13 protein-coding genes, 24 tRNA genes and 1 pseudogene are annotated in these 19,446 nt (G+C 45.1%); 29 read left to right on the forward strand and 9 right to left on the reverse strand.

Annotation, left to right across the window (positions count from 1 at the left end):
• The gene (prfA, locus tag Vt282_RS09920) at positions 1-1,089 is read right to left on the reverse strand and encodes a peptide chain release factor 1 (protein WP_162063291.1); all 1,089 of its coding nucleotides are present in this window, start codon (positions 1,087-1,089) and stop codon (positions 1-3) included.
• A 21-nt stretch (positions 1,090-1,110) separates the two neighbouring features.
• The gene (hemA, locus tag Vt282_RS09925; RefSeq protein ID WP_162045843.1) at positions 1,111-2,370 is read right to left on the reverse strand and encodes a glutamyl-tRNA reductase; all 1,260 of its coding nucleotides are present in this window, start codon (positions 2,368-2,370) and stop codon (positions 1,111-1,113) included.
• 262 nt (positions 2,371-2,632) lie between these two features.
• On the opposite strand from hemA, the gene lolB reads away from it, so the two are divergent.
• From lolB to Vt282_RS10080, 29 genes are all read left to right on the forward strand, one after another.
• Positions 2,633-3,250, forward strand: a complete 618-nt coding sequence (lolB, locus tag Vt282_RS09930; RefSeq protein ID WP_162045842.1) for a lipoprotein insertase outer membrane protein LolB — start codon at positions 2,633-2,635, stop codon at positions 3,248-3,250.
• On the forward strand, positions 3,250-4,122 hold the full coding sequence (ispE, locus tag Vt282_RS09935; protein WP_162063292.1) for a 4-(cytidine 5'-diphospho)-2-C-methyl-D-erythritol kinase: 873 nt from the start codon (positions 3,250-3,252) through the stop codon (positions 4,120-4,122). Before lolB ends, ispE begins: the two co-directional genes overlap by 1 nt.
• 29 nt (positions 4,123-4,151) lie before the next feature.
• The gene (locus tag Vt282_RS09940; RefSeq protein WP_162045840.1) at positions 4,152-5,096 is read left to right on the forward strand and encodes a ribose-phosphate pyrophosphokinase; all 945 of its coding nucleotides are present in this window, start codon (positions 4,152-4,154) and stop codon (positions 5,094-5,096) included.
• A 146-nt stretch (positions 5,097-5,242) separates the two neighbouring features.
• A complete protein-coding gene (gene pth, locus Vt282_RS09945; RefSeq protein WP_114767888.1) occupies positions 5,243-5,833 on the forward strand; it encodes an aminoacyl-tRNA hydrolase in 591 nt (196 codons plus the stop codon).
• 10 nt (positions 5,834-5,843) lie between these two features.
• The gene (gene ychF / locus Vt282_RS09950; RefSeq protein ID WP_162045839.1) at positions 5,844-6,935 is read left to right on the forward strand and encodes a redox-regulated ATPase YchF; all 1,092 of its coding nucleotides are present in this window, start codon (positions 5,844-5,846) and stop codon (positions 6,933-6,935) included.
• A gap of 283 nt (positions 6,936-7,218) precedes the next feature.
• Positions 7,219-7,295: transfer RNA gene (locus Vt282_RS09955), tRNA-Met, on the forward strand.
• Between the two features lie 37 nt (positions 7,296-7,332).
• A tRNA-Leu gene (locus Vt282_RS09960) sits at positions 7,333-7,417 on the forward strand.
• A gap of 30 nt (positions 7,418-7,447) precedes the next feature.
• A tRNA-Gln gene (locus tag Vt282_RS09965) sits at positions 7,448-7,522 on the forward strand.
• A gap of 75 nt (positions 7,523-7,597) precedes the next feature.
• Positions 7,598-7,674: transfer RNA gene (locus tag Vt282_RS09970), tRNA-Met, on the forward strand.
• Positions 7,675-7,726: 52 nt separating this feature from the next.
• Positions 7,727-7,811, forward strand: a tRNA-Leu gene (locus Vt282_RS09975).
• 27 nt (positions 7,812-7,838) lie between these two features.
• Positions 7,839-7,923: transfer RNA gene (locus Vt282_RS09980), tRNA-Leu, on the forward strand.
• A 29-nt stretch (positions 7,924-7,952) separates the two neighbouring features.
• Positions 7,953-8,027: transfer RNA gene (locus Vt282_RS09985), tRNA-Gln, on the forward strand.
• 51 nt (positions 8,028-8,078) lie between these two features.
• Positions 8,079-8,163 (forward strand) — tRNA-Leu (locus Vt282_RS09990).
• Between the two features lie 16 nt (positions 8,164-8,179).
• Positions 8,180-8,256: transfer RNA gene (locus tag Vt282_RS09995), tRNA-Met, on the forward strand.
• Between the two features lie 52 nt (positions 8,257-8,308).
• Positions 8,309-8,393: transfer RNA gene (locus Vt282_RS10000), tRNA-Leu, on the forward strand.
• 25 nt (positions 8,394-8,418) lie between these two features.
• A tRNA-Leu gene (locus tag Vt282_RS10010) sits at positions 8,419-8,503 on the forward strand.
• Between the two features lie 31 nt (positions 8,504-8,534).
• Positions 8,535-8,609 (forward strand) — tRNA-Gln (locus Vt282_RS10015).
• A 51-nt stretch (positions 8,610-8,660) separates the two neighbouring features.
• Positions 8,661-8,740, forward strand: a tRNA-Leu gene (locus tag Vt282_RS10020).
• Positions 8,741-8,769: 29 nt separating this feature from the next.
• Positions 8,770-8,844 (forward strand) — tRNA-Gln (locus Vt282_RS10025).
• 51 nt (positions 8,845-8,895) lie between these two features.
• Positions 8,896-8,980: transfer RNA gene (locus Vt282_RS10030), tRNA-Leu, on the forward strand.
• 16 nt (positions 8,981-8,996) lie between these two features.
• Positions 8,997-9,072: transfer RNA gene (locus tag Vt282_RS10035), tRNA-OTHER, on the forward strand.
• A gap of 51 nt (positions 9,073-9,123) precedes the next feature.
• Positions 9,124-9,204 (forward strand) — tRNA-Leu (locus Vt282_RS10040).
• 25 nt (positions 9,205-9,229) lie between these two features.
• Positions 9,230-9,314: transfer RNA gene (locus Vt282_RS10050), tRNA-Leu, on the forward strand.
• A gap of 31 nt (positions 9,315-9,345) precedes the next feature.
• Positions 9,346-9,420, forward strand: a tRNA-Gln gene (locus Vt282_RS10055).
• Between the two features lie 51 nt (positions 9,421-9,471).
• Positions 9,472-9,556, forward strand: a tRNA-Leu gene (locus Vt282_RS10060).
• A 29-nt stretch (positions 9,557-9,585) separates the two neighbouring features.
• A tRNA-OTHER gene (locus tag Vt282_RS10065) sits at positions 9,586-9,657 on the forward strand.
• A 51-nt stretch (positions 9,658-9,708) separates the two neighbouring features.
• A tRNA-Leu gene (locus tag Vt282_RS10070) sits at positions 9,709-9,790 on the forward strand.
• Positions 9,791-9,819: 29 nt separating this feature from the next.
• Positions 9,820-9,894 (forward strand) — tRNA-Gln (locus Vt282_RS10075).
• A gap of 50 nt (positions 9,895-9,944) precedes the next feature.
• Positions 9,945-10,029 (forward strand) — tRNA-Leu (locus tag Vt282_RS10080).
• A gap of 198 nt (positions 10,030-10,227) precedes the next feature.
• Here Vt282_RS10080 and Vt282_RS10085 read toward each other — a convergent pair.
• The 7 genes and pseudogenes from Vt282_RS10085 to flgH form a co-directional block, all read right to left on the reverse strand.
• Positions 10,228-11,360 (reverse strand): annotated as a pseudogene (locus Vt282_RS10085) (flagellin).
• Positions 11,361-11,820: 460 nt separating this feature from the next.
• Positions 11,821-12,960, reverse strand: coding sequence for a flagellin (locus Vt282_RS10090; RefSeq protein WP_162045837.1), 1,140 nt, complete (start codon positions 12,958-12,960; stop codon positions 11,821-11,823).
• Between the two features lie 354 nt (positions 12,961-13,314).
• A complete protein-coding gene (gene flgL, locus Vt282_RS10095) occupies positions 13,315-14,508 on the reverse strand; it encodes a flagellar hook-associated protein FlgL (RefSeq protein WP_162045836.1) in 1,194 nt (397 codons plus the stop codon).
• Between the two features lie 10 nt (positions 14,509-14,518).
• A complete protein-coding gene (flgK, locus tag Vt282_RS10100) occupies positions 14,519-16,390 on the reverse strand; it encodes a flagellar hook-associated protein FlgK (RefSeq protein WP_162045835.1) in 1,872 nt (623 codons plus the stop codon).
• Positions 16,391-16,585: 195 nt separating this feature from the next.
• Positions 16,586-17,509 (reverse strand): flagellar assembly peptidoglycan hydrolase FlgJ, encoded by a 924-nt coding sequence (gene flgJ / locus Vt282_RS10105; RefSeq protein ID WP_162063293.1) that lies wholly within the window; start codon positions 17,507-17,509, stop codon positions 16,586-16,588.
• Between the two features lie 9 nt (positions 17,510-17,518).
• The gene (locus tag Vt282_RS10110; RefSeq protein ID WP_162045833.1) at positions 17,519-18,610 is read right to left on the reverse strand and encodes a flagellar basal body P-ring protein FlgI; all 1,092 of its coding nucleotides are present in this window, start codon (positions 18,608-18,610) and stop codon (positions 17,519-17,521) included.
• A gap of 50 nt (positions 18,611-18,660) precedes the next feature.
• Complete coding sequence (gene flgH, locus Vt282_RS10115; RefSeq protein ID WP_162045832.1) at positions 18,661-19,440, reverse strand: flagellar basal body L-ring protein FlgH; 780 nt, start codon at positions 19,438-19,440, stop codon at positions 18,661-18,663.
• Positions 19,441-19,446 lie beyond the last annotated feature (6 nt).

Raw genomic sequence — 19,446 nt, forward strand, 5'->3', positions numbered from 1 at the left:
TTAGTTGTTCTCTGCTAGAGCCGCTAGCTGGTCTGCTTGGTGTTCTTGAATTACAGGTTCAATCAAGCTCGCTAGGTCGCCTTCCATCACTTCGTTTAGGCGGTAAACCGTCAAGTTGATGCGATGATCAGAAACACGACCTTGTGGGTAGTTGTAAGTACGGATACGGTCACTACGGTCACCTGAACCTAGTAGGTTACGACGAGTATCTGACACTTCAGCTGCGCGGCGCGCTTCTTCTGCTTGCACGATACGCGCTGCTAGCACGGCCATTGCTTTCGCTTTGTTCTTATGTTGCGAACGCTCATCTTGACACTCTACGACTGTACCCGTTGGTAAGTGAGTAATACGGATTGCAGAATCGGTCGTGTTAACGTGCTGACCACCCGCGCCCGATGAACGGAACGTATCGATTTTCAGATCTGAAGCTTTAATTTCTGGCAGTTCCGCTTCTGGAATTTCTGGCATGATTGCAACCGTACAAGCAGAGGTATGCACACGGCCTTGAGATTCAGTTTCAGGCACACGTTGCACGCGGTGACCGCCTGACTCAAATTTCAATACACCGTAAACACCATCACCACTCACTTTCGCGATCATTTCTTTATAACCGCCTTGCTCAGATTCGTTGCAGCTCATCACTTCGATGCGCCAGCCTTTCTTCTCAGCAAATTTCGAGTACATACGGAACAAGTTACCAGCAAAAATACCGGCTTCATCACCGCCCGCACCGGCACGAATTTCTAGGAAACAGTTACGATCATCGTTTGGATCTTTTGGTAGCAATAGAATTTGCAGCTCGTCGTTCAAACGCTCAATTTCTTCTTTTGCTTCTTTGATTTCTTCCTGAGCCATTTCACGCATTTCTGCGTCGTCTTCTTTTGCCATCTCTTCGGCAGCTTCAAGGTTTTCTTCAGCCTGCTGATAAGCTTGGAAGCACTTAGTGACTTCTTCTAATTGAGAGTACTCTTTTGATAGCGCACGAAATTTGTCTTGATCACTAATGACACTTGGGTCACCAAGTAGGTGTTGCACTTCTTCATAACGTTCTACTAACGTTTCTAGCTTAATACGAATAGAGGCTTTCATATATTTAACTCAGGGTTTTAGTTATAGCGGGTCATCTAGACCCAAACTTTGTCTAATGAGGGCAAGCTTTGCGGGCTCACCTTGCTCTGCTGCCACTTGCAGGGCGCGTGTTGGGGCATGAATTAGTCGGTTAGTGAGTTTGTTGCTTAACTCCACTAAGACTTTTTCTGGATCACCACCAGCAGCAAGAGCTTGAATACTTTTATTTAGCAGATCCTCTCGGATCTCATTGGCATTTTGGCGAAATTCACGAATGCTATCGACACTTTGTAGTGAGCGCAGCCAAGTCATAAAGGCAGCACTTTCTTCACTCACGATCGCTTCGGCTTGAATCGCTTCAACTTTACGTTGTTCGATGTTGCTATCAATAATCGATTGCAAATCATCCACGCTATACAAGTAAGCGTCATTAATCTCACCGACTTGCGCTTCAATATCGCGTGGTACGGCAATATCGACTAATAGCATAGGTTGGAAACGTCGCTGTTTCAGTGCACTTTCTACCATACCCTTACCAATAATAGGCAAAGGGCTCGCCGTTGAACTTATCACGATATCTGCACGTGATAAGTGCTCTGGGATTTCTGGCAGACTGATCACTTCCGCACCAAATTGATCCGCGAGTAATTGCGCACGTTCTTTCGTTCGGTTTGCGACAATCATATTGGCACAACCATTCGCAGCTAAATGTTTTGCTACCAGTTCAATCGTCTCACCCGCACCAACTAACAGCACGGTGGATTGTTGAAGTGATTCAAAAATGTGTTTGGCTAATGTACATGCGGCATAAGCTACCGACACTGCATTACCGCCAATATCGGTCTCGGTGCGTACGCGTTTCGCCACGGAAAATGTTTTTTGAAACCATTTTTCCATCGTGGCATTGACTGCCTCACTAGCACGAGAGTCAGCAAAGGCTTGCTTTACCTGACCTAATATTTGCGGTTCACCAAGAACCAAAGAGTCCAGACCACAAGCAACGCGCATTAAATGGCGAATAGCAGCCTGCTCTTCATGAATGTAAATGCTGGGTTTCAGTTCTTCGGCATTAACTTGATGAAACTGTGCGAGCCAATCAATCAGCTTGTTTTTACTTGCGGTTTTCACATCGCAATAAATTTCAGTGCGATTACAAGTAGAAACAATAACACCACCGCTAACCAATTGGTTTTGCGATAATTGTTGCAGTGCCAAAGGTAGCTTATCCGGCCCGAACGCAACTTTCTCGCGCAGTTCTACTGAGGCCGTATTATGATTGATACCAAGAGCAAGCAATGACATGTATTGTGGGTTCTCTGATTCTTGAAGAATTAAAACAGGGACGGAATTTTACTTGATGCCCCCCATGAATAAAAGGGGATCACCCAACTGTTTTCAATTAACGCCAGTGATTATGCATAATATCGCAGGTAAAATAAGATTCTAGCAATCAATTTGAATAGTACTGTTGAACGCTGATTTTCTCGCATAAATAAGGGTAACCAGTCGTTTCAGTGTTATAGTAACCGCCATTCTCCGTGCCAATTAAGGAAATCTACTCGCCATGGTTTTGCGACTCCCCTTAAAACTCATTTGTCTTACGTTTTCACTTTTGTTACTCAATGGTTGTAGCTCAATAGAAGACAGTTACACCAGTGTCGAGTGGCAAGCTCATCAGCAAAGACTTGAGCAAATTGAGCGTTATTCAGCGGCAGGAAAACTTGGTTACATTTCCCCCCAGCAAAGAGAATCTCTCAGTTTTCATTGGCAGCAAGCACCTGAAAACCAAGAACTGCGTTTATCTACCTTTTTAGGCCAGACCGTGCTGAATTTGAGCGTTGATGCAACCGGTGCGAAAGTAAAAACTTATGAAGATGATGTGTATACCGATGTGAGTGCCGACCGATTGATTTCACGTCTTACGGGTCTGAATATTCCAGTTGAACAACTCAATGACTGGCTACTTGGTAAACCTACCAACGCCGACAGCTTTACCGTTAACGAGAGAGAAACCTTAGCCTCGCTAACCAAAACCATTAACGGACAAACATGGCAACTGTTTTACTCGAGCTATCAAGACGTGCAGTTTTTAGGTTCGACCTTGCCTGTCCCACACAAATTGAAATTAAAACAGAACGACACCACCATTAATTTGGTCATTTCTAAGTGGACCTTTAAGTAATGATTCGCGAAACCACGCATTGGCCTTCACCCGCCAAACTCAACCTCTTTCTCTACATCACCGGACGTCGTGCCAACGGTTATCACGAACTGCAAACTATATTCCAATTTTTGGATCATGGTGATGATCTGACCATCACCGCTAACGACAGCGGCGATATCACCCTAACACCTGAGATCCCTGGGGTAGCGCTCGAAGAGAATCTTATCTGGCGTGCAGCTGTCGCCTTGCAACAGTTTACCGGTTGTCAATTTGGCGCAGATATTCAACTCAACAAGATTTTGCCGATGGGCGGTGGCATTGGTGGCGGTTCATCGAATGCTGCAACTGTGCTCGTTGCTCTCAATTATTTATGGCAAACCAATTGCAGCGAAGATCAATTGGCAGAGATTGGACTAAAATTGGGCGCTGACGTACCCGTATTTGTTCGTGGTCATGCAGCGTTTGCTGAAGGTGTTGGTGAGGAGATAAGCAAGGTTGAACCAGAAGAAAAATGGTACTTGGTCGTAAGACCAAATGTAAGCATTGCAACAGTCGATATTTTTACCCACCCGGATTTAACTCGAAACACGCCAAAACGCCCATTATCCGTGCTTCTTAAGAGCGATTACGGAAACGATTGCGAAAAAATTGTGCGATTGCTTTATCCAGAGGTTGATAAGCAACTTTCATGGCTGCTACAATACGCGCCGTCAAGACTGACAGGTACAGGATCATGCGTATTTGCCGAATTTTCGAGCGAAAACGGCGCGAGAAATGTACTCGAACAACTTCCTGACAATGTGACGGCATTTGTGGCAAAAGGAAACAATATTTCGCCGCTCTACCGCACACTGGCTAACTACCGTTTAGCCCACAACACATCTATTTAAAAACTGGACGCAAACCTGAGGTTTCCACCGTGCCTGATATGAAGCTATTTGCTGGTAACGCAACACCTGAACTAGCCCAACGTATTGCTGATCGTCTTTACATCTCTTTAGGTGATGCAAGTGTTTCTCGTTTTTCTGACGGCGAAGTTGCTGTACAAATCAACGAAAACGTACGTGGTAGTGATGTATTCATCATCCAATCGACTTGTGCACCAACTAACGACAATCTAATGGAACTTGTCGTAATGATTGATGCAATGCGCCGCGCTTCTGCGGGCCGTATTACAGCAGTAATCCCTTACTTTGGTTACGCTCGCCAAGACCGTCGTGTACGTTCTGCTCGTGTGCCAATCACTGCAAAAGTAGTGGCTGACTTCCTGTCTAACGTTGGTGTAGACCGCGTTCTAACTATCGACCTACACGCAGAGCAAATTCAAGGCTTCTTTGATGTACCTGTAGACAACATCTTCGGTACGCCAGTACTACTTGAAGACATGCAATCTCGTGGTCTAGAAAACCCAGTTGTGGTTTCACCTGACCTAGGTGGCGTAGTACGTGCTCGTGCAACAGCAAAAGCACTAGGTGATATCGATATCGCTATCGTTGATAAACGTCGTCCACGTGCAAACGTTTCTGAAGTAATGAACCTAATCGGTGATGTTGAAGGTCGCGACTGTGTGATCGTAGACGACATGATCGATACTGGTGGTACTCTATGTAAAGCAGCTGAAGCGCTTAAAGAGCGCGGTGCTAAGCGTGTATTCGCTTACGCAACTCACGCTGTTTTCTCTGGCAACGCTGCAGACAACATCAAAAACTCAGTACTAGACCAAGTGATCGTAACTGACTCAATCACTCTGTCTAAAGAGATGGAAGCGACTGGCAAAGTAACTACACTAAGCCTATCTCGCATGCTTGCTGAAGCGATTCGTCGTATCAGCAACGAAGAGTCTATCTCTGCGATGTTCAACTAATCACTTCGATTAGACCGAATTGAAAACACCCCTTTTTAGGGGTGTTTTTTTATTGCTTGATCAAGCCAGTCATCCACAACCTCGCCTGACAGCAAAATTGTGTGCTATTATACTGCGCTTTTTGAGATTCCAGAGAGATCCTAACCGTGACTCAACAGATCAAACTTCTTGTCGGACTGGCTAACCCTGGCCCTGAATACGCTAAGACTCGCCATAATGCGGGCGCTTGGGTCGTGGAGGAGTTAGCTCGCGTTCATAACGTTACGCTAAAGAATGAGCCAAAGTTCTTTGGTCTTACTGGACGTATCATGGTAAATGGTGAGGATCTGCGCCTATTGATCCCAACCACTTTTATGAACCTATCTGGCAAAGCCGTGGCAGCGCTGGCTAAGTTCTACCAAATTAAACCAGAAGAAATCATGGTCGCTCATGACGAGCTAGACTTACCTCCTGGTGTCGCTAAATTTAAAAAAGGCGGCGGTCATGGTGGTCACAATGGTTTGCGTGACACCATTAGCAAATTAGGCAATAACAAAGAGTTTTATCGTCTTCGTATTGGCATTGGCCATCCGGGACACAAAGATAAAGTGGCTGGTTATGTGCTAGGCAAAGCACCTGCTAAAGAGCATGAGCAACTAGAAGCAGCAGCGGATGAAGCCGTTCGCTGTCTCGACATCTTACTAAAAGATGGCCTAAGCAAAGCACAAAACCGCTTACACACGTTCAAAGCTGAATAAGGTTACAATCATGGGTTTTAAATGTGGCATCGTTGGTCTACCAAACGTAGGTAAATCAACTCTGTTCAATGCACTAACTAAAGCGGGTATCGAAGCAGCAAACTTCCCGTTCTGTACTATCGAACCAAACACTGGTGTGGTTCCAGTGCCAGATCTACGTCTAGATGCGCTATCAAAAATCGTGAACCCTCAGCGCGTACTGCCGACTACGATGGAATTCGTAGACATCGCAGGCCTAGTTGCGGGTGCATCTCGCGGTGAAGGTCTAGGTAACAAATTCCTAGCTAACATCCGTGAAACTGACGCAATTGGTCACGTTGTTCGTTGTTTTGAAAACGAAAACATCATTCACGTTGCAGGTAAAGTATCACCGATCGAAGACATCGAAGTGATCAACCTAGAACTTGCTCTAGCTGACCTAGACTCTTGTGAGCGTGCGATTCAACGTAACGCTAAAAAAGCAAAAGGCGGCGACAAAGACGCTAAATTTGAACTAGCTGTACTAGAAAAGCTACTTCCAGTTCTTACTGAAGGTGGTTCAGCGCGCACAGTAGATCTTTCTAAAGAAGAACTAGCAGCGGTTGGTTACCTAAACTTCCTAACGCTTAAGCCGACGATGTACATCGCTAACGTGAACGAAGATGGTTTCGAAAACAACCCTTACCTAGACGCGGTTCGTGAGTTTGCAGCAAAAGAAAACAACGTTGTTGTACCTGTTTGTGCATCAATCGAATCTGAAATGGCTGAGCTTGAAGATGATGAGCGCGAAGAGTTCCTAGCAGACATGGGTATCGAAGAACCAGGTCTAAACCGCGTGATCCGCGCAGGTTACGAATTGCTGAGCCTTCACACTTACTTCACTGCAGGCGTTAAAGAAGTTCGCGCATGGACTATCCCTGTAGGCGCAACTGCACCAAAAGCAGCGGGTAAGATCCACACTGACTTCGAAAAAGGCTTCATTCGTGCTGAAGTTGTTGGTTACGACGACTTTATCCAATACAAAGGTGAAAGCGGCGCGAAAGATGCAGGTAAATGGCGTCTTGAAGGCAAAGATTACATCGTAAAAGATGGTGATGTGGTTCATTTCCGCTTCAACGTATAATTAACTGCCCATTTTTTGCGCAAGTTATTGAGTTTAAAAGCCAGCAACGATGCTGGCTTTTTTTATTCCCCCAGTAATCACTGCCAAATTGGTGAACGAGACATTGTCATTTTATTAGCAGTTTTCGACCGTTAACACGCCTCTTTGTTTAAAAAGGAATCGAACGATTCATTTATCCCGATTTCTTCAAAAAAACTGTTGACGGCTCTCGCTTAGATACGCATAATTCGCCCCGTTCCAACGAGACGGAAACGAATCGAAACGAACAAAACAACATGGTAATGGCTACGTAGCTCAGCTGGTTAGAGCACATCACTCATAATGATGGGGTCACAGGTTCGAATCCCGTCGTAGCCACCATTCCTAAATGTTCTTTAAAGAGCAATTAGGAATAGATGCGGAAGTGGCGGAATTGGTAGACGCACCAGATTTAGGTTCTGGCGCCGCAAGGTGTAAGAGTTCAAGTCTCTTCTTCCGCACCATGTTTTGATGGTTTTTTGACTATCACCTGTAGGTCTATCGCCAAGCGGTAAGGCAGCGGCTTTTGATGCCGCCATTCCCTGGTTCGAATCCAGGTAGACCTGCCACTAATTAAAGTGGAAACCTTTGAAAAGGGGTTGTCACTAAGAGCGTGAAGGTTTATATTGTCTCGCTCACAAGATGGCTACGTAGCTCAGCTGGTTAGAGCACATCACTCATAATGATGGGGTCACAGGTTCGAATCCCGTCGTAGCCACCATATTAAACTAATAGTTTTTACCAATTAACTGTTAGTTATGTAGATTCAAGATGCGGAAGTGGCGGAATTGGTAGACGCACCAGATTTAGGTTCTGGCGCCGCAAGGTGTAAGAGTTCAAGTCTCTTCTTCCGCACCATATTGAAATCAATCTACACATAATTTTGCGGAAATGGCGGAATTGGTAGACGCACCAGATTTAGGTTCTGGCGCCGCAAGGTGTGAGAGTTCAAGTCTCTCTTTCCGCACCATTATTCGATAATCATTGATTATCACCTGCAGGTCTATCGCCAAGCGGTAAGGCAGCGGCTTTTGATGCCGCCATTCCCTGGTTCGAATCCAGGTAGACCTGCCACTACAATTTCATATGGCTTTTACCAATTAGCGGTATGAATACAAACAATATGCGGAAATGGCGGAATTGGTAGACGCACCAGATTTAGGTTCTGGCGCCGCAAGGTGTGAGAGTTCAAGTCTCTCTTTCCGCACCATATTGTTCACAATTTTGGCTACGTAGCTCAGCTGGTTAGAGCACATCACTCATAATGATGGGGTCACAGGTTCGAATCCCGTCGTAGCCACCATATTCAACTAAGAATTGAACTTTCAATTTTTGGTTACGTAAAGATTCAAGACGCGGAAATGGCGGAATTGGTAGACGCACCAGATTTAGGTTCTGGCGCCGCAAGGTGTGAGAGTTCAAGTCTCTCTTTCCGCACCATCTTGATCGATTACAAACAAATTATGCGGAAGTGGCGGAATTGGTAGACGCACCAGATTTAGGTTCTGGCGCCGCAAGGTGTAAGAGTTCAAGTCTCTTCTTCCGCACCATAATTTGATAGTCATGATGACTATACCCTGCAGGTCTATCGCCAAGCGGTAAGGCAGCGGCTTTTGATGCCGCCATTCCCTGGTTCGAATCCAGGTAGACCTGCCATTACATCTTCATATGGCTTTTACCAATTGGCGGTATGAATATAAATAATATGCGGAAATGGCGGAATTGGTAGACGCACCAGATTTAGGTTCTGGCGCCGCAAGGTGAGAGTTCAAGTCTCTTCCGCACCATTATTCGATAATCATTGATTATCATCTGCAGGTCTATCGCCAAGCGGTAAGGCAGCGGCTTTTGATGCCGCCATTCCCTGGTTCGAATCCAGGTAGACCTGCCACTACAATTTCATATGGCTTTTACCACTTCGCGGTATGAATACAAACAATATGCGGAAATGGCGGAATTGGTAGACGCACCAGATTTAGGTTCTGGCGCCGCAAGGTGTGAGAGTTCAAGTCTCTCTTTCCGCACCATATTGTTCACAATTTTGGCTACGTAGCTCAGCTGGTTAGAGCACATCACCATAATGATGGGGTCACAGGTTCGAATCCCGTCGTAGCCACCATATTCAACTAAGAATTGAACTTTCAATTTTGGTTGCGTAAAGATTCAAGACGCGGAAATGGCGGAATTGGTAGACGCACCAGATTTAGGTTCTGGCGCCGCAAGGTGAGAGTTCAAGTCTCTTTCCGCACCATCTTGATCGATTACAAACAAATTATGCGGAAGTGGCGGAATTGGTAGACGCACCAGATTTAGGTTCTGGCGCCGCAAGGTGTAAGAGTTCAAGTCTCTTCTTCCGCACCATAATTTGATAGTCATGATGACTATACCCTGCAGGTCTATCGCCAAGCGGTAAGGCAGCGGCTTTTGATGCCGCCATTCCCTGGTTCGAATCCAGGTAGACCTGCCACTACAATTTCATATGGCTTTTACCAATTAGCGGTATGAATACAAACAATATGCGGAAATGGCGGAATTGGTAGACGCACCAGATTTAGGTTCTGGCGCCGCAAGGTGTGAGAGTTCAAGTCTCTCTTTCCGCACCATTATTCGATAATCATTGATTATCATCTGCAGGTCTATCGCCAGCGGTAAGGCAGCGGCTTTGATGCCGCCATTCCTGGTTCGAATCCAGGTAGACCTGCCACTACAATTTCATATGGCTTTTACCAATTAGCGGTATGAATATAAATAATATGCGGAAATGGCGGAATTGGTAGACGCACCAGATTTAGGTTCTGGCGCCGCAAGGTGTGAGAGTTCAAGTCTCTTCCGCACCATTATTTGATAATCATAGATTATCACCTGCAGGTCTATCGCCAAGCGGTAAGGCAGCGGCTTTTGATGCCGCCATTCCCTGGTTCGAATCCAGGTAGACCTGCCACTACAATTTCATATGGTTTTACCAATTAGCGGTATGAATATAAATAATATGCGGAAATGGCGGAATTGGTAGACGCACCAGATTTAGGTTCTGGCGCCGCAAGGTGTGAGAGTTCAAGTCTCTCTTTCCGCACCATAACATCGAACCCAGCTTTATGCTGGGTTTTGTGTTTTTCCCCTATTCCAATCTAATAAGCATTTCCATCGGTCACTCCGCGATAGGTCATCGCTCCGTTCATAATCATGGCCACAAATACTAAAAATCCATCTCATTATTTTTGTTAGATACATAAAAAAGCCAGCACAACGGCTGGCTTCTTCTCATGAATTTAGATTAACCAAGTAAACCAAGAGCTGCATTAGGTGCTTGTTTCGCTTGAGCTAAAATAGATGACGATGCTTGACCAAGAATTTGTGATTTCGTCAGTTCCGTAGTTTCTTTCGCAAAGTCAGTGTCTTGATACGGCTCTTAGACGCATTCACATTTTCATTAATGTTGTCTAAGTTACTGATTGCATGATCAAAACGATTTTGGAATGCACCCAGTTCTGCGCGGTGGCTATCAACAAAGCGTAAAGCCGCATCAACCACTGCAACAGACTGCTGAGCGCCCGCTACGCTGGTTACATCCATGTTGCTTACGGTCTGTGCTTGAGCTTCGCCAAAGCCTAGGTCATCAGCCAGTGCACCGCCAAACTCTGCAGCACCAGTCACACGATTATTGTCAGTAAACAGCTGTAACTTACCATCTTCACCGACAGATGCCTTAACCATATCTGTATGGCCATTGATGTAAGTGGCGAGTTCTTCGATATCGTCTCCGCCTTTCGCTTTGATTACGATATTCTGCTCACTCCCTGTGAGTTTATCTGTGAGCTTAATCGTCAAGTCAGCATCTTTCGTTGCCACCCAATCCGGGCCTTTGCCGTTTGCCGCAACATAGCTATTGCCACCCATCAACGCGTTATCACTACGCAAGTTGCTAAGCGTTAACATCACGGCTTCACCGCTATCAGCACCAATTTGCATCGCTTTCGTTTCAAAAGTACCGTTGAGCAGCTTATTACCACCAAAAGAGGTGGTCTCTGCGATACGATTTAATTCATCGTTTAACGCAGTGATCTCTTCTTGAATTGCTACACGTTCTGACTTTGAGTTTGAACCGTTAGCAGATTGCAATGATAAGTCGCGCATACGTTGCAAAATGTTCGTAGTCTCATTCATTGCACCTTCAGCGGTTTGAGCAATCGAAATACCATCATTTGCATTACGCACGGCCACATCTAAACCACGGCTTTGTACATTCAAACGGTTTGAGATCTGAAGACCCGCAGCATCATCTTTTGCACTGTTAATTTTAGAGCCCGATGATAAGCGCTCCATTGATGTTTGCTGCGCACTCGTTGCACTGTTTAAATAACGTTGTGCTGTCATCGCTGACACGTTTGTATTTACATTCACCGCCATGGTGGTATCTCCTAATGATTTCCGTTTCTGCGGAAGTTCAAAACGGTTTCCAGCGTCTTGGGGAAACCAAAGCCCTTTCTAAGTAACCTTAATAACGACGTAAAATTGGTTAACTTTAGAGCAATTAAGGAAATTACGCTAAAAATAAGGCGGTTAGTATCAGATTGGTGAATTGAGTCAAAAGAAGAAAGAAATAATTAAAGTTTTCTAATCCTTCAATTTATCAATGTAAATGGCGGAAATTTAGATAAAAGAAAAGCCCCATTCTTTGAGAGAACCGGGGCTATGGAGGCTGCCATCGTGGAGATCGAGAGAAATGATCACAACTTGGCTTCCATGACATAAGTAAACACTAGTTTGAGGCAGGTTTGAGAGAACCTCAGCGTGTATTTACTTATGTTTGCCGCAAATTTCCTACCCACTCCACGTCTGGATAATGCGTAAGTAGGAAGCTTTGCTATTACTGCAATAGCGTGATTGCAGAGTTAGGCAACTGTTTCGCTTGAGCTAGAATCGAAGTACCAGCTTGTTGCAGAATTTGTGCTTTTGTCATCGCGGTCGTTTCTTTCGCAAAGTCAGTGTCACGGATGCGGCTGTTTGATGCCGATACGTTTTCTTGAATGTTTGCTAAGTTATTAATGCTGTGACTTAAACGGTTTTGTTTTGCACCCAAGTCCGCGCGTTGTGAGTCAACATACTTGATGGCAGAATCGACAATACCAACCGCATTTTGTGCGCCACCTACCGTCGTCACATCGATGTCATTCACGGTTGTCGCAATACCCGGGCCAGACTCTAAACCAAGCTCTGTGGCCAAGGTACCGCCAAACTCAACCTCACCTTCCAAGTTACGATGTGGAACAAAGATTTGAAGTTGACCTTTTTCATCAACTGATGCGTTAATCTTTTGTGACTGGCCGTTAAGATAAGTCGCCAATTCTTCGATGTCATCACCAGGGCGAGCATTCAGCGCAAGGTCAATGACTTCGCCATCTTTAGTGGTGAACTTAATCGTAAGCGCGTTTTTATCAGCAGGAATACCCCACTCCGCATCTTTACCAATAGTACCGGCAAAGCTTTGTCCACCCATACGGTCATCATCGGCACGAATGCTTGTTAAACCAACAATCATCGCTTCACCTGAGCTCGCACCAATTTGGAATGCCGCATCACCAAATTGACCATTCAATAGTTTACGACCACCAAAAGAGGTTGTTTCCGCGATACGGTTAAGCTCATCTTGAAGAGCGACCACTTCTTCGTTGATTGCTTCACGTTCCATCAAAGAGTTAGTGCCGTTTGCTGATTGCAGTGCTAGATCACGGATACGTTGCAGAATAGAAGTAGACTCTTCCATCGCACCTTCCGCAGTCTGAGCAATCGAAATACCATCGTTGGCGTTACGCATTGCAACATCAAGACCACGCGCTTGAGCAGTCAAACGGTTAGAAATTTGTAAGCCAGCAGCATCATCTTTTGCACTATTGATTTTTCTACCCGACGACAAACGCTCCATTGAGGTATTCAATTCGTCTGTAGACTTAGTTAGATAACGCTGAGCTGTCATCGCTGAAACGTTAGTATTTACGTTAATGGTCATAATTTGCACTCCTAGTGAGTTCGCATTTTATTGCGAAGCGGCCAGCTTAATCTCATTTGGAAGCACTGACCGTAAACTATTGCTAAGTGAGGAGGATGCCTCAACTTAAAAACTGGTTTAAAACTATGTCTAAGCTAATTCAATTAATATGCCAACTTTTGAATAGTTCAGTTTTATTTAAAATCTCTTTATTTTCAGCAACTTAATTAAGGACGTCTCATTTGAGTTTTTTTTAGTTGCCGCAAACTTAATCAGCAGTGGCTATTTTGCCGCCTAATTGCCACTTGTTTGCCACTCTCGCTTATTTAAAATCTCCACAAATTAGCTACTGCACTATGGCATTGCACATAAGGCTTAAATGTAGTTAAACAGTGTTAGATCTTTCGCTTTACCAAAGGCTAGTTGCGACGCTTGTAGAGCTCTGGTGTTCTCGTTAAATTCCACCACTGCCGCCGCGTAATCTAAATCTTCAAAAGTGCTTTTCGATTTCGCTAAAGTCACCAAAAAGTCTTCGTGCTGATGCTCTTGAATATCAAGTGTGCTCAAACGAGCGCCGAGATCAGAACGCGCTTTATTGAAATGAATAAAAGCAGCGTGCATCTCTTGGGTTACCTGATGCAATTCCGCCGTGTTGGAAGCATCCGATACCGAGCCTTCAGACAAGTCTCTTGCTCGCTTAAACGTATCAAACATAGTGAACGTTTGTTTCGGCTCTAACTCAATCACATCACCCTTGGTTATCTGACCTTTCAGCTGAATCGATAAATTTTCAAACTGAATTGGTTGGCTTGGATTGAATTCATCCGCTTGTACTACACTGCCGTCTTTTTCCAGTTGATAGCCGTAGTTCCCGCTTGGCATATCAACAAAAGTCAGACGGTAGCTCGACTGGTCTTGAGAATCTAAGTTGGTTGCTCGCTCTAAAAGTAACTCAGAACCTTCTTGCAGCTGATACTTAGGATCGTAATCACCAAATGGATTATCGATCTGCATGAACACTTGGTTGCCAGGATCATTGATTGGCATCTCTAACCCAGCTGAGATACGCATTTTCCGTTGGTAATTATCACCGGCATAACTCACATTCCCTTCTTTATCACGAAAGAAAGGTTGTACCTTGGTTTTGGTACCCGAAAAGATAAAATTACCTGACTCATCTTGGGTATTGCCCAAACTCACCATATTATCGAACAGCTCCTCGATCTCACGCTGCTTAGCGACACGATCCTCAGGAGCCAATGAACCGTTGATCATTTCCATCACAGTACGCTTGGCTTCATCAATGTATTGCTCTGCGTTTGCCACAATCACTTCCTGATGCTCTAGGCGATTGCGAGAGAGAACAATTGAATTGACGTACTGCTTAAGCTGCTCTGTTTGCTGACCAACGTTTTGAATGTAATGAGTTGCCAAAGGATCTTCACTCGGCTCAACAAGGCGTTTACCCGACGCTAATTGGGCTTGGTTATGATGCACCTTATTTTCTTGACGACGCAGATCATTTTGCACCGCTTGGTAGTGATGAAAGCTAGAAATTCGGTTTAACATTTATTGCTCCCTACCTCAGTGCCAAAATCGTATCGAAGGTTTCATTTGCCGCTTGCATCACGCGCGATGACGCCATGTAAGCTTGTTGAAACTTCATCATATTTGCCGCTTCTTCATCCAGATTGACGCCAGAAACTGTCGCTACGCGCTCTTGCGCGGTTTGTTTTTCGACTAACGCAATATCCGTTTTCTTCGACGCGGTGGAGAGTTTGAGCCCCATGTCCGTATTTAGGTCATGGTAGATATCAATAACGGTCGATTCACCGTTATTGAGGTATTTCTCTGTCTGTAAAAACAACATCTTACGTAAGTTGCCGTTATCCCCTTCCGATGGGACAAGGTTTGCCGTAAATTTATCGCCTGCCAATGCGCCATCAGTAAGAGTAAAGGTTGTACCTAATACCGTAACAGGCTCTTGAGGTGGGTACGGTTGTGGCTGAAGCAACACATTACCTTTGGTATCAGTCACGGCAAATTGACGCCCATCAGGAGAAATCATCACCTCAAATTCACGTAACTGGCCCGCGGCTTCAATAGCAAACACGGCAGAACCTTGAGCCATTGATGTCGAAGCTTCATAGCTTTGGCCGGCAATTTTTGTCGGATCATCAAGCATCAGCTTTATTTCACCCGCACCATTACGCGTTGGACGAATAAAAACTCGTTCACCACTTGCAAGATTTTGATTAATCTGGATTCGTAGACCATCAATATTAATGGCATTGTCTGTCACACTAGCTTGCTCACGCTGACCATCAGGACGCGTAACAAAATAGTTACTGCCATCGTATTGCAACGAATACTGACCCGTTTTTAGCTGGTTAATATCATCGATGTAGACATCGAGGTCAGCCTTTGAACCTGTACTTGCAACAACACGGGACTCAATTGCATTCTGGGAGTTAACATCGGTAAACATGTTCTGACCCACATTGCCTTTTAAATCGAGACCTTGTGATTGCAAGTAGTTGACGGAATCAGCAAAACCGATCGACATTTTGCCCAGCTCATCCAATATATGAGGAATTTTATTGTCACGCATATCCAGCATCGCCCCTAACTTGCCATCAATATCATTGCTGGTAATGGCTTTGACCCCTTTCCCCTCAATCATGGCTAGGCGACGCTGATGAACATCTGGCGTACCCTCGATTAATGCCAACGTGCTCGCCTCAGCACCCGAAACCAAAGTATGTCCATTGCCAATGTGAATATTGAAGCCTTCTCGGTTCGAACGCGGGGTAACGGTGACTTTGGTGTATTCTGAAAGCTCAGCTACCAACTTGTCATGCTTGTCCATTAAGTCGTTTGGTGTGCCATTGTGGCGGATTAGCATACGGTTAACATCACGCAATTCCTGACCAAGCTGGTTAATGCGTTCAACACCCATTTCCAATTTTTTATTGGCGACATCATGCTGACGACGAATCGATTCGTTTAAATCATTAAGGTTTTGCGCGATAAACCAAGCTTTTTCCAATACCACTTTGCGTGAGCCGACATCGTTGGGGTTGTCAGCTAATGATTTGACCGCATCAAACCAACTGTTCATATTTTCTGGAATTTTTTGCGACGCCACTGATGAAAGCAGACCACTTAAGCTTTGTAGATCTTCTTCATTGACGTAACGGTTGGCATATTGGGTAGTGGCAAGATTTAGTTCATTGACTGCAAATTGATCCCAAGAGCGGCGAACATTTTCCACGTGCACGCCCATACCATAGCTTTCGCCACCGTACATAATTGGGTTATTCGTACCCTGTATGACCGATTGACGGCTATAGCCCTCAGTATTGACGTTGGATATGTTATGACTGGTCGTGTTTAGTTGTCGTTGAGCGGTTAATACACTCTGCGTACCTAAACCTAAAAGATCGGCCATACTGCCCCCAGAAACCTTATAAATACAGCCTTTGCTGCGCGATTAATGGGATATTTGCAATAAATGTGCCAGCAGAAAAACACATGGTCAAAGATGAAAATGTTGAGATGTTACGAACGTTATATGAGTAAAACGCGCGCATGAGATAAGCGGAGATTATTACGTTATAAAATAAAAAAACACCCGAAGGTGCTTTTACATTTGGTCAATTTTAGCCTTAACCCGCAATACTTTGTCTGCATATTGAGGATCGGTCGCGTAACCCGCTTGATGAATACCACGAATAAATTGCTCAGGGTCACCACCGTGACGCAGTGCCATCGTATAACGCGGGTTTTCATTGAGAAAACGAACATAGTCATTAAAACTTTGCTCATAGTCTTGATAAGCTCGAAACGCGGCTTTCTCTTGCACTGGTACACCTTGATGATATTCCAGTGTCTGAGTGGCCACTCGCTCACCGCTCCAACTCTTATCAGCCTTGATATTAAATAAGTTGTTGCTGCTAGTACGGCTATTAGCAACCATCTTTTGTCCCCAACCCGTTTCAAGTGCGGCTTGAGCCAATAACAATGATGAATCAATGCCAAGCGCATTTGCCGCTTTTTCGGCATAAGGTTTCATTGAAGTAACGAACGACTCAGGGCTATCAAAACGGCTTGGTTGAGACGGTGAAGCTTGAGTAGGTAACACTTCTTCTGCCTCAACACGGTTGGCTCTTGCTAGGCGAGCACGATCCACTTTTTCCATTAACTGTTCAAAGTTCTCATCACCCGCTTTAGCATTTTGATTTTCAATCGAACCAGAGCTTAACTGAGCAACGATCATATCCGCTAATCCCAAAGAACCCGAAGAGCTCAACTCACTCGCCATCTGCTCATCCAGCATTTGGCGATAAAATTGTTGATTCTGGCTATTCATCAAATCGGACTCAAAGGTCGTGTTTGCTTCGCGCATGGATTTGAACAGCATGGTGGTAAAAATCGCTTCAAACTGTTTTGCCGCCGCAGTCAGTGCCGCTTTGTCATCACCTTCATCACCATTTACCGCTTGTTGACGTAGTTTATCAAGACCCGCGATGTCATGGATAAAGCCTATATCGTTGCCGTTATTTATCATGCTTATCCCTTAAATAATGATTAATTGACCTTCAATGGCACCCGCTTGCTTCAACGCTTGCAAGATGGCCATTAAGTCTGACGGCGCCGCACCCACTTCGTTAACCGCTCGAACGAGATCATCTAAAGTTAAACCTGGTTCAAATTTAAACATTTTACCTTGTTGCTCGGTCACTTCAATGTCTGAGTCTGGCACGACAACCGTATCACCACCACCAAAGGGATTTGGCTGACTGACATTAAGGTTTTCTTTGATTGCAACAGTCATACCACCATGCGTGACCGCAGCAGCTTTAAGACGAACATGCTTACCGACGACAATGGTACCCGTGCGTGAGTTGACGATGATTTTCGCAGAACCTTCTGCCGGATCAAATTCTAGGTTTTCAATCGCTGATAAAAACGCAACACGCTGACTGGTATCACGCGGAGCTCGAACCTTGACTGAGGTTGCATCAATCGCCTGCGCCATCTGCGGACCAAGGAAATTGTTGACGGCATCAGCAAGGCGTTGAGCGGTGGTAAAGTCTGATTCAAGCAAATTGAAAGTGATGAAGTCGCCACGACTAAATGGCGTTGGGATTTCACGTTCTACCATCGCGCCGTTCGAAATCATACCCGCGGTAGGGTTGTTACCCACAATTTTAGAACCATCGGCACCACTGGCACTGAAACCACTGACCACCAAGTTACCTTGCGCAACCGCATACACCTCACCATCGAGACCTTTCAGCATGGTTTGCATCAAAGTACCACCGCGTAAACTTTTAGCAGAACCAATTGAAGAGACGGTAACGTCAATGCTTTGTCCTTGCTTAGAGAAAGCGGGCAATTCGGCGGTAACAATAACAGCGGCAACGTTTTTGGTTTTTGGCTTAGTGCCTGGTGGCAATTGAATGCCGAAGTTTTGCAACATGGCATTGAAGCTTTGGTCAGTAAATGGCGTCGATTCACCGGTTCCAGGTAAGCCTGTAACTAAGCCATATCCGACCAATTGGTTGCTGCGGACACCTGCAACTTGAGCCACGTCCTTAATGCGGGCGGCCTGAGCGGACGTGGCAAGTAGCAATAAACTGGTGATAAGGAGTAGAGCTTTTTTCATGGCGTTACCTGTAACTTAAGTCGATGTCAAAACACCGACTTCAAACACTGTTACAGAGATACATTGAAAAATCGTGCCAAGAATCCAGGCTCTTGCATATCTTGTTGATTTCCCGTACCTGAATAACGGATACGAGCATTGGAGACACGCGTTGAAGCGATGGTATTGTCGTAAGTGATGTCTTCTGGACGAATCGTGCCGCTCAGACGAATATATTCATCACCGGTATTTAACGTTAACCACTTTTCACCACGAATGACTAGGTTGCCATTGGCTAGCACTTCAATCACTTCAACGGTAATGGAACCCGATAAGCTATTGCTTTGATTGGCCGCTGAACTTCCACTGAACTTGTTATCATTCGACAAGTTATAAGAGAAATTGTAATCACCAATATTAAGCTGCTGACCACCGACCTCTAACGGGTCCATCTTTGCATCATTATTCTTTGATAAATCAGCATCAGCACTTTTTGCCGCTTTGGTTGCTTCATCCAATGTGACGGTAATGATATCGCCAATACCATGCGGTTTAGAGTCATCATAAAGGCTCGTAGTACGAGCAGAACTAAACAATGAACCCGTTTCTGCCGCATAATGCTCTGGTTGATGTTTTGGGTGAATCGGTGCCCATGCAGGATCACCCTCAACTGGATCAGTTCGGCCACGTAAGGTATCGATAATGCCAGTGCTCTCATCGCTCGATTTATCACCCTCCACGGCATCAACAGTCGTGGTTCCTTGGGTGACATCAGGCGCTTCTACTGGCGGTTGCAGCATCGAACAACCCGACATTAAGGCAACAAAAGTTAGGGCAAGAATACGCTTCATGCTAAA

This window comes from Vibrio taketomensis (genome assembly GCF_009938165.1).
GTDB classification, from domain to species: domain Bacteria; phylum Pseudomonadota; class Gammaproteobacteria; order Enterobacterales; family Vibrionaceae; genus Vibrio; species Vibrio taketomensis.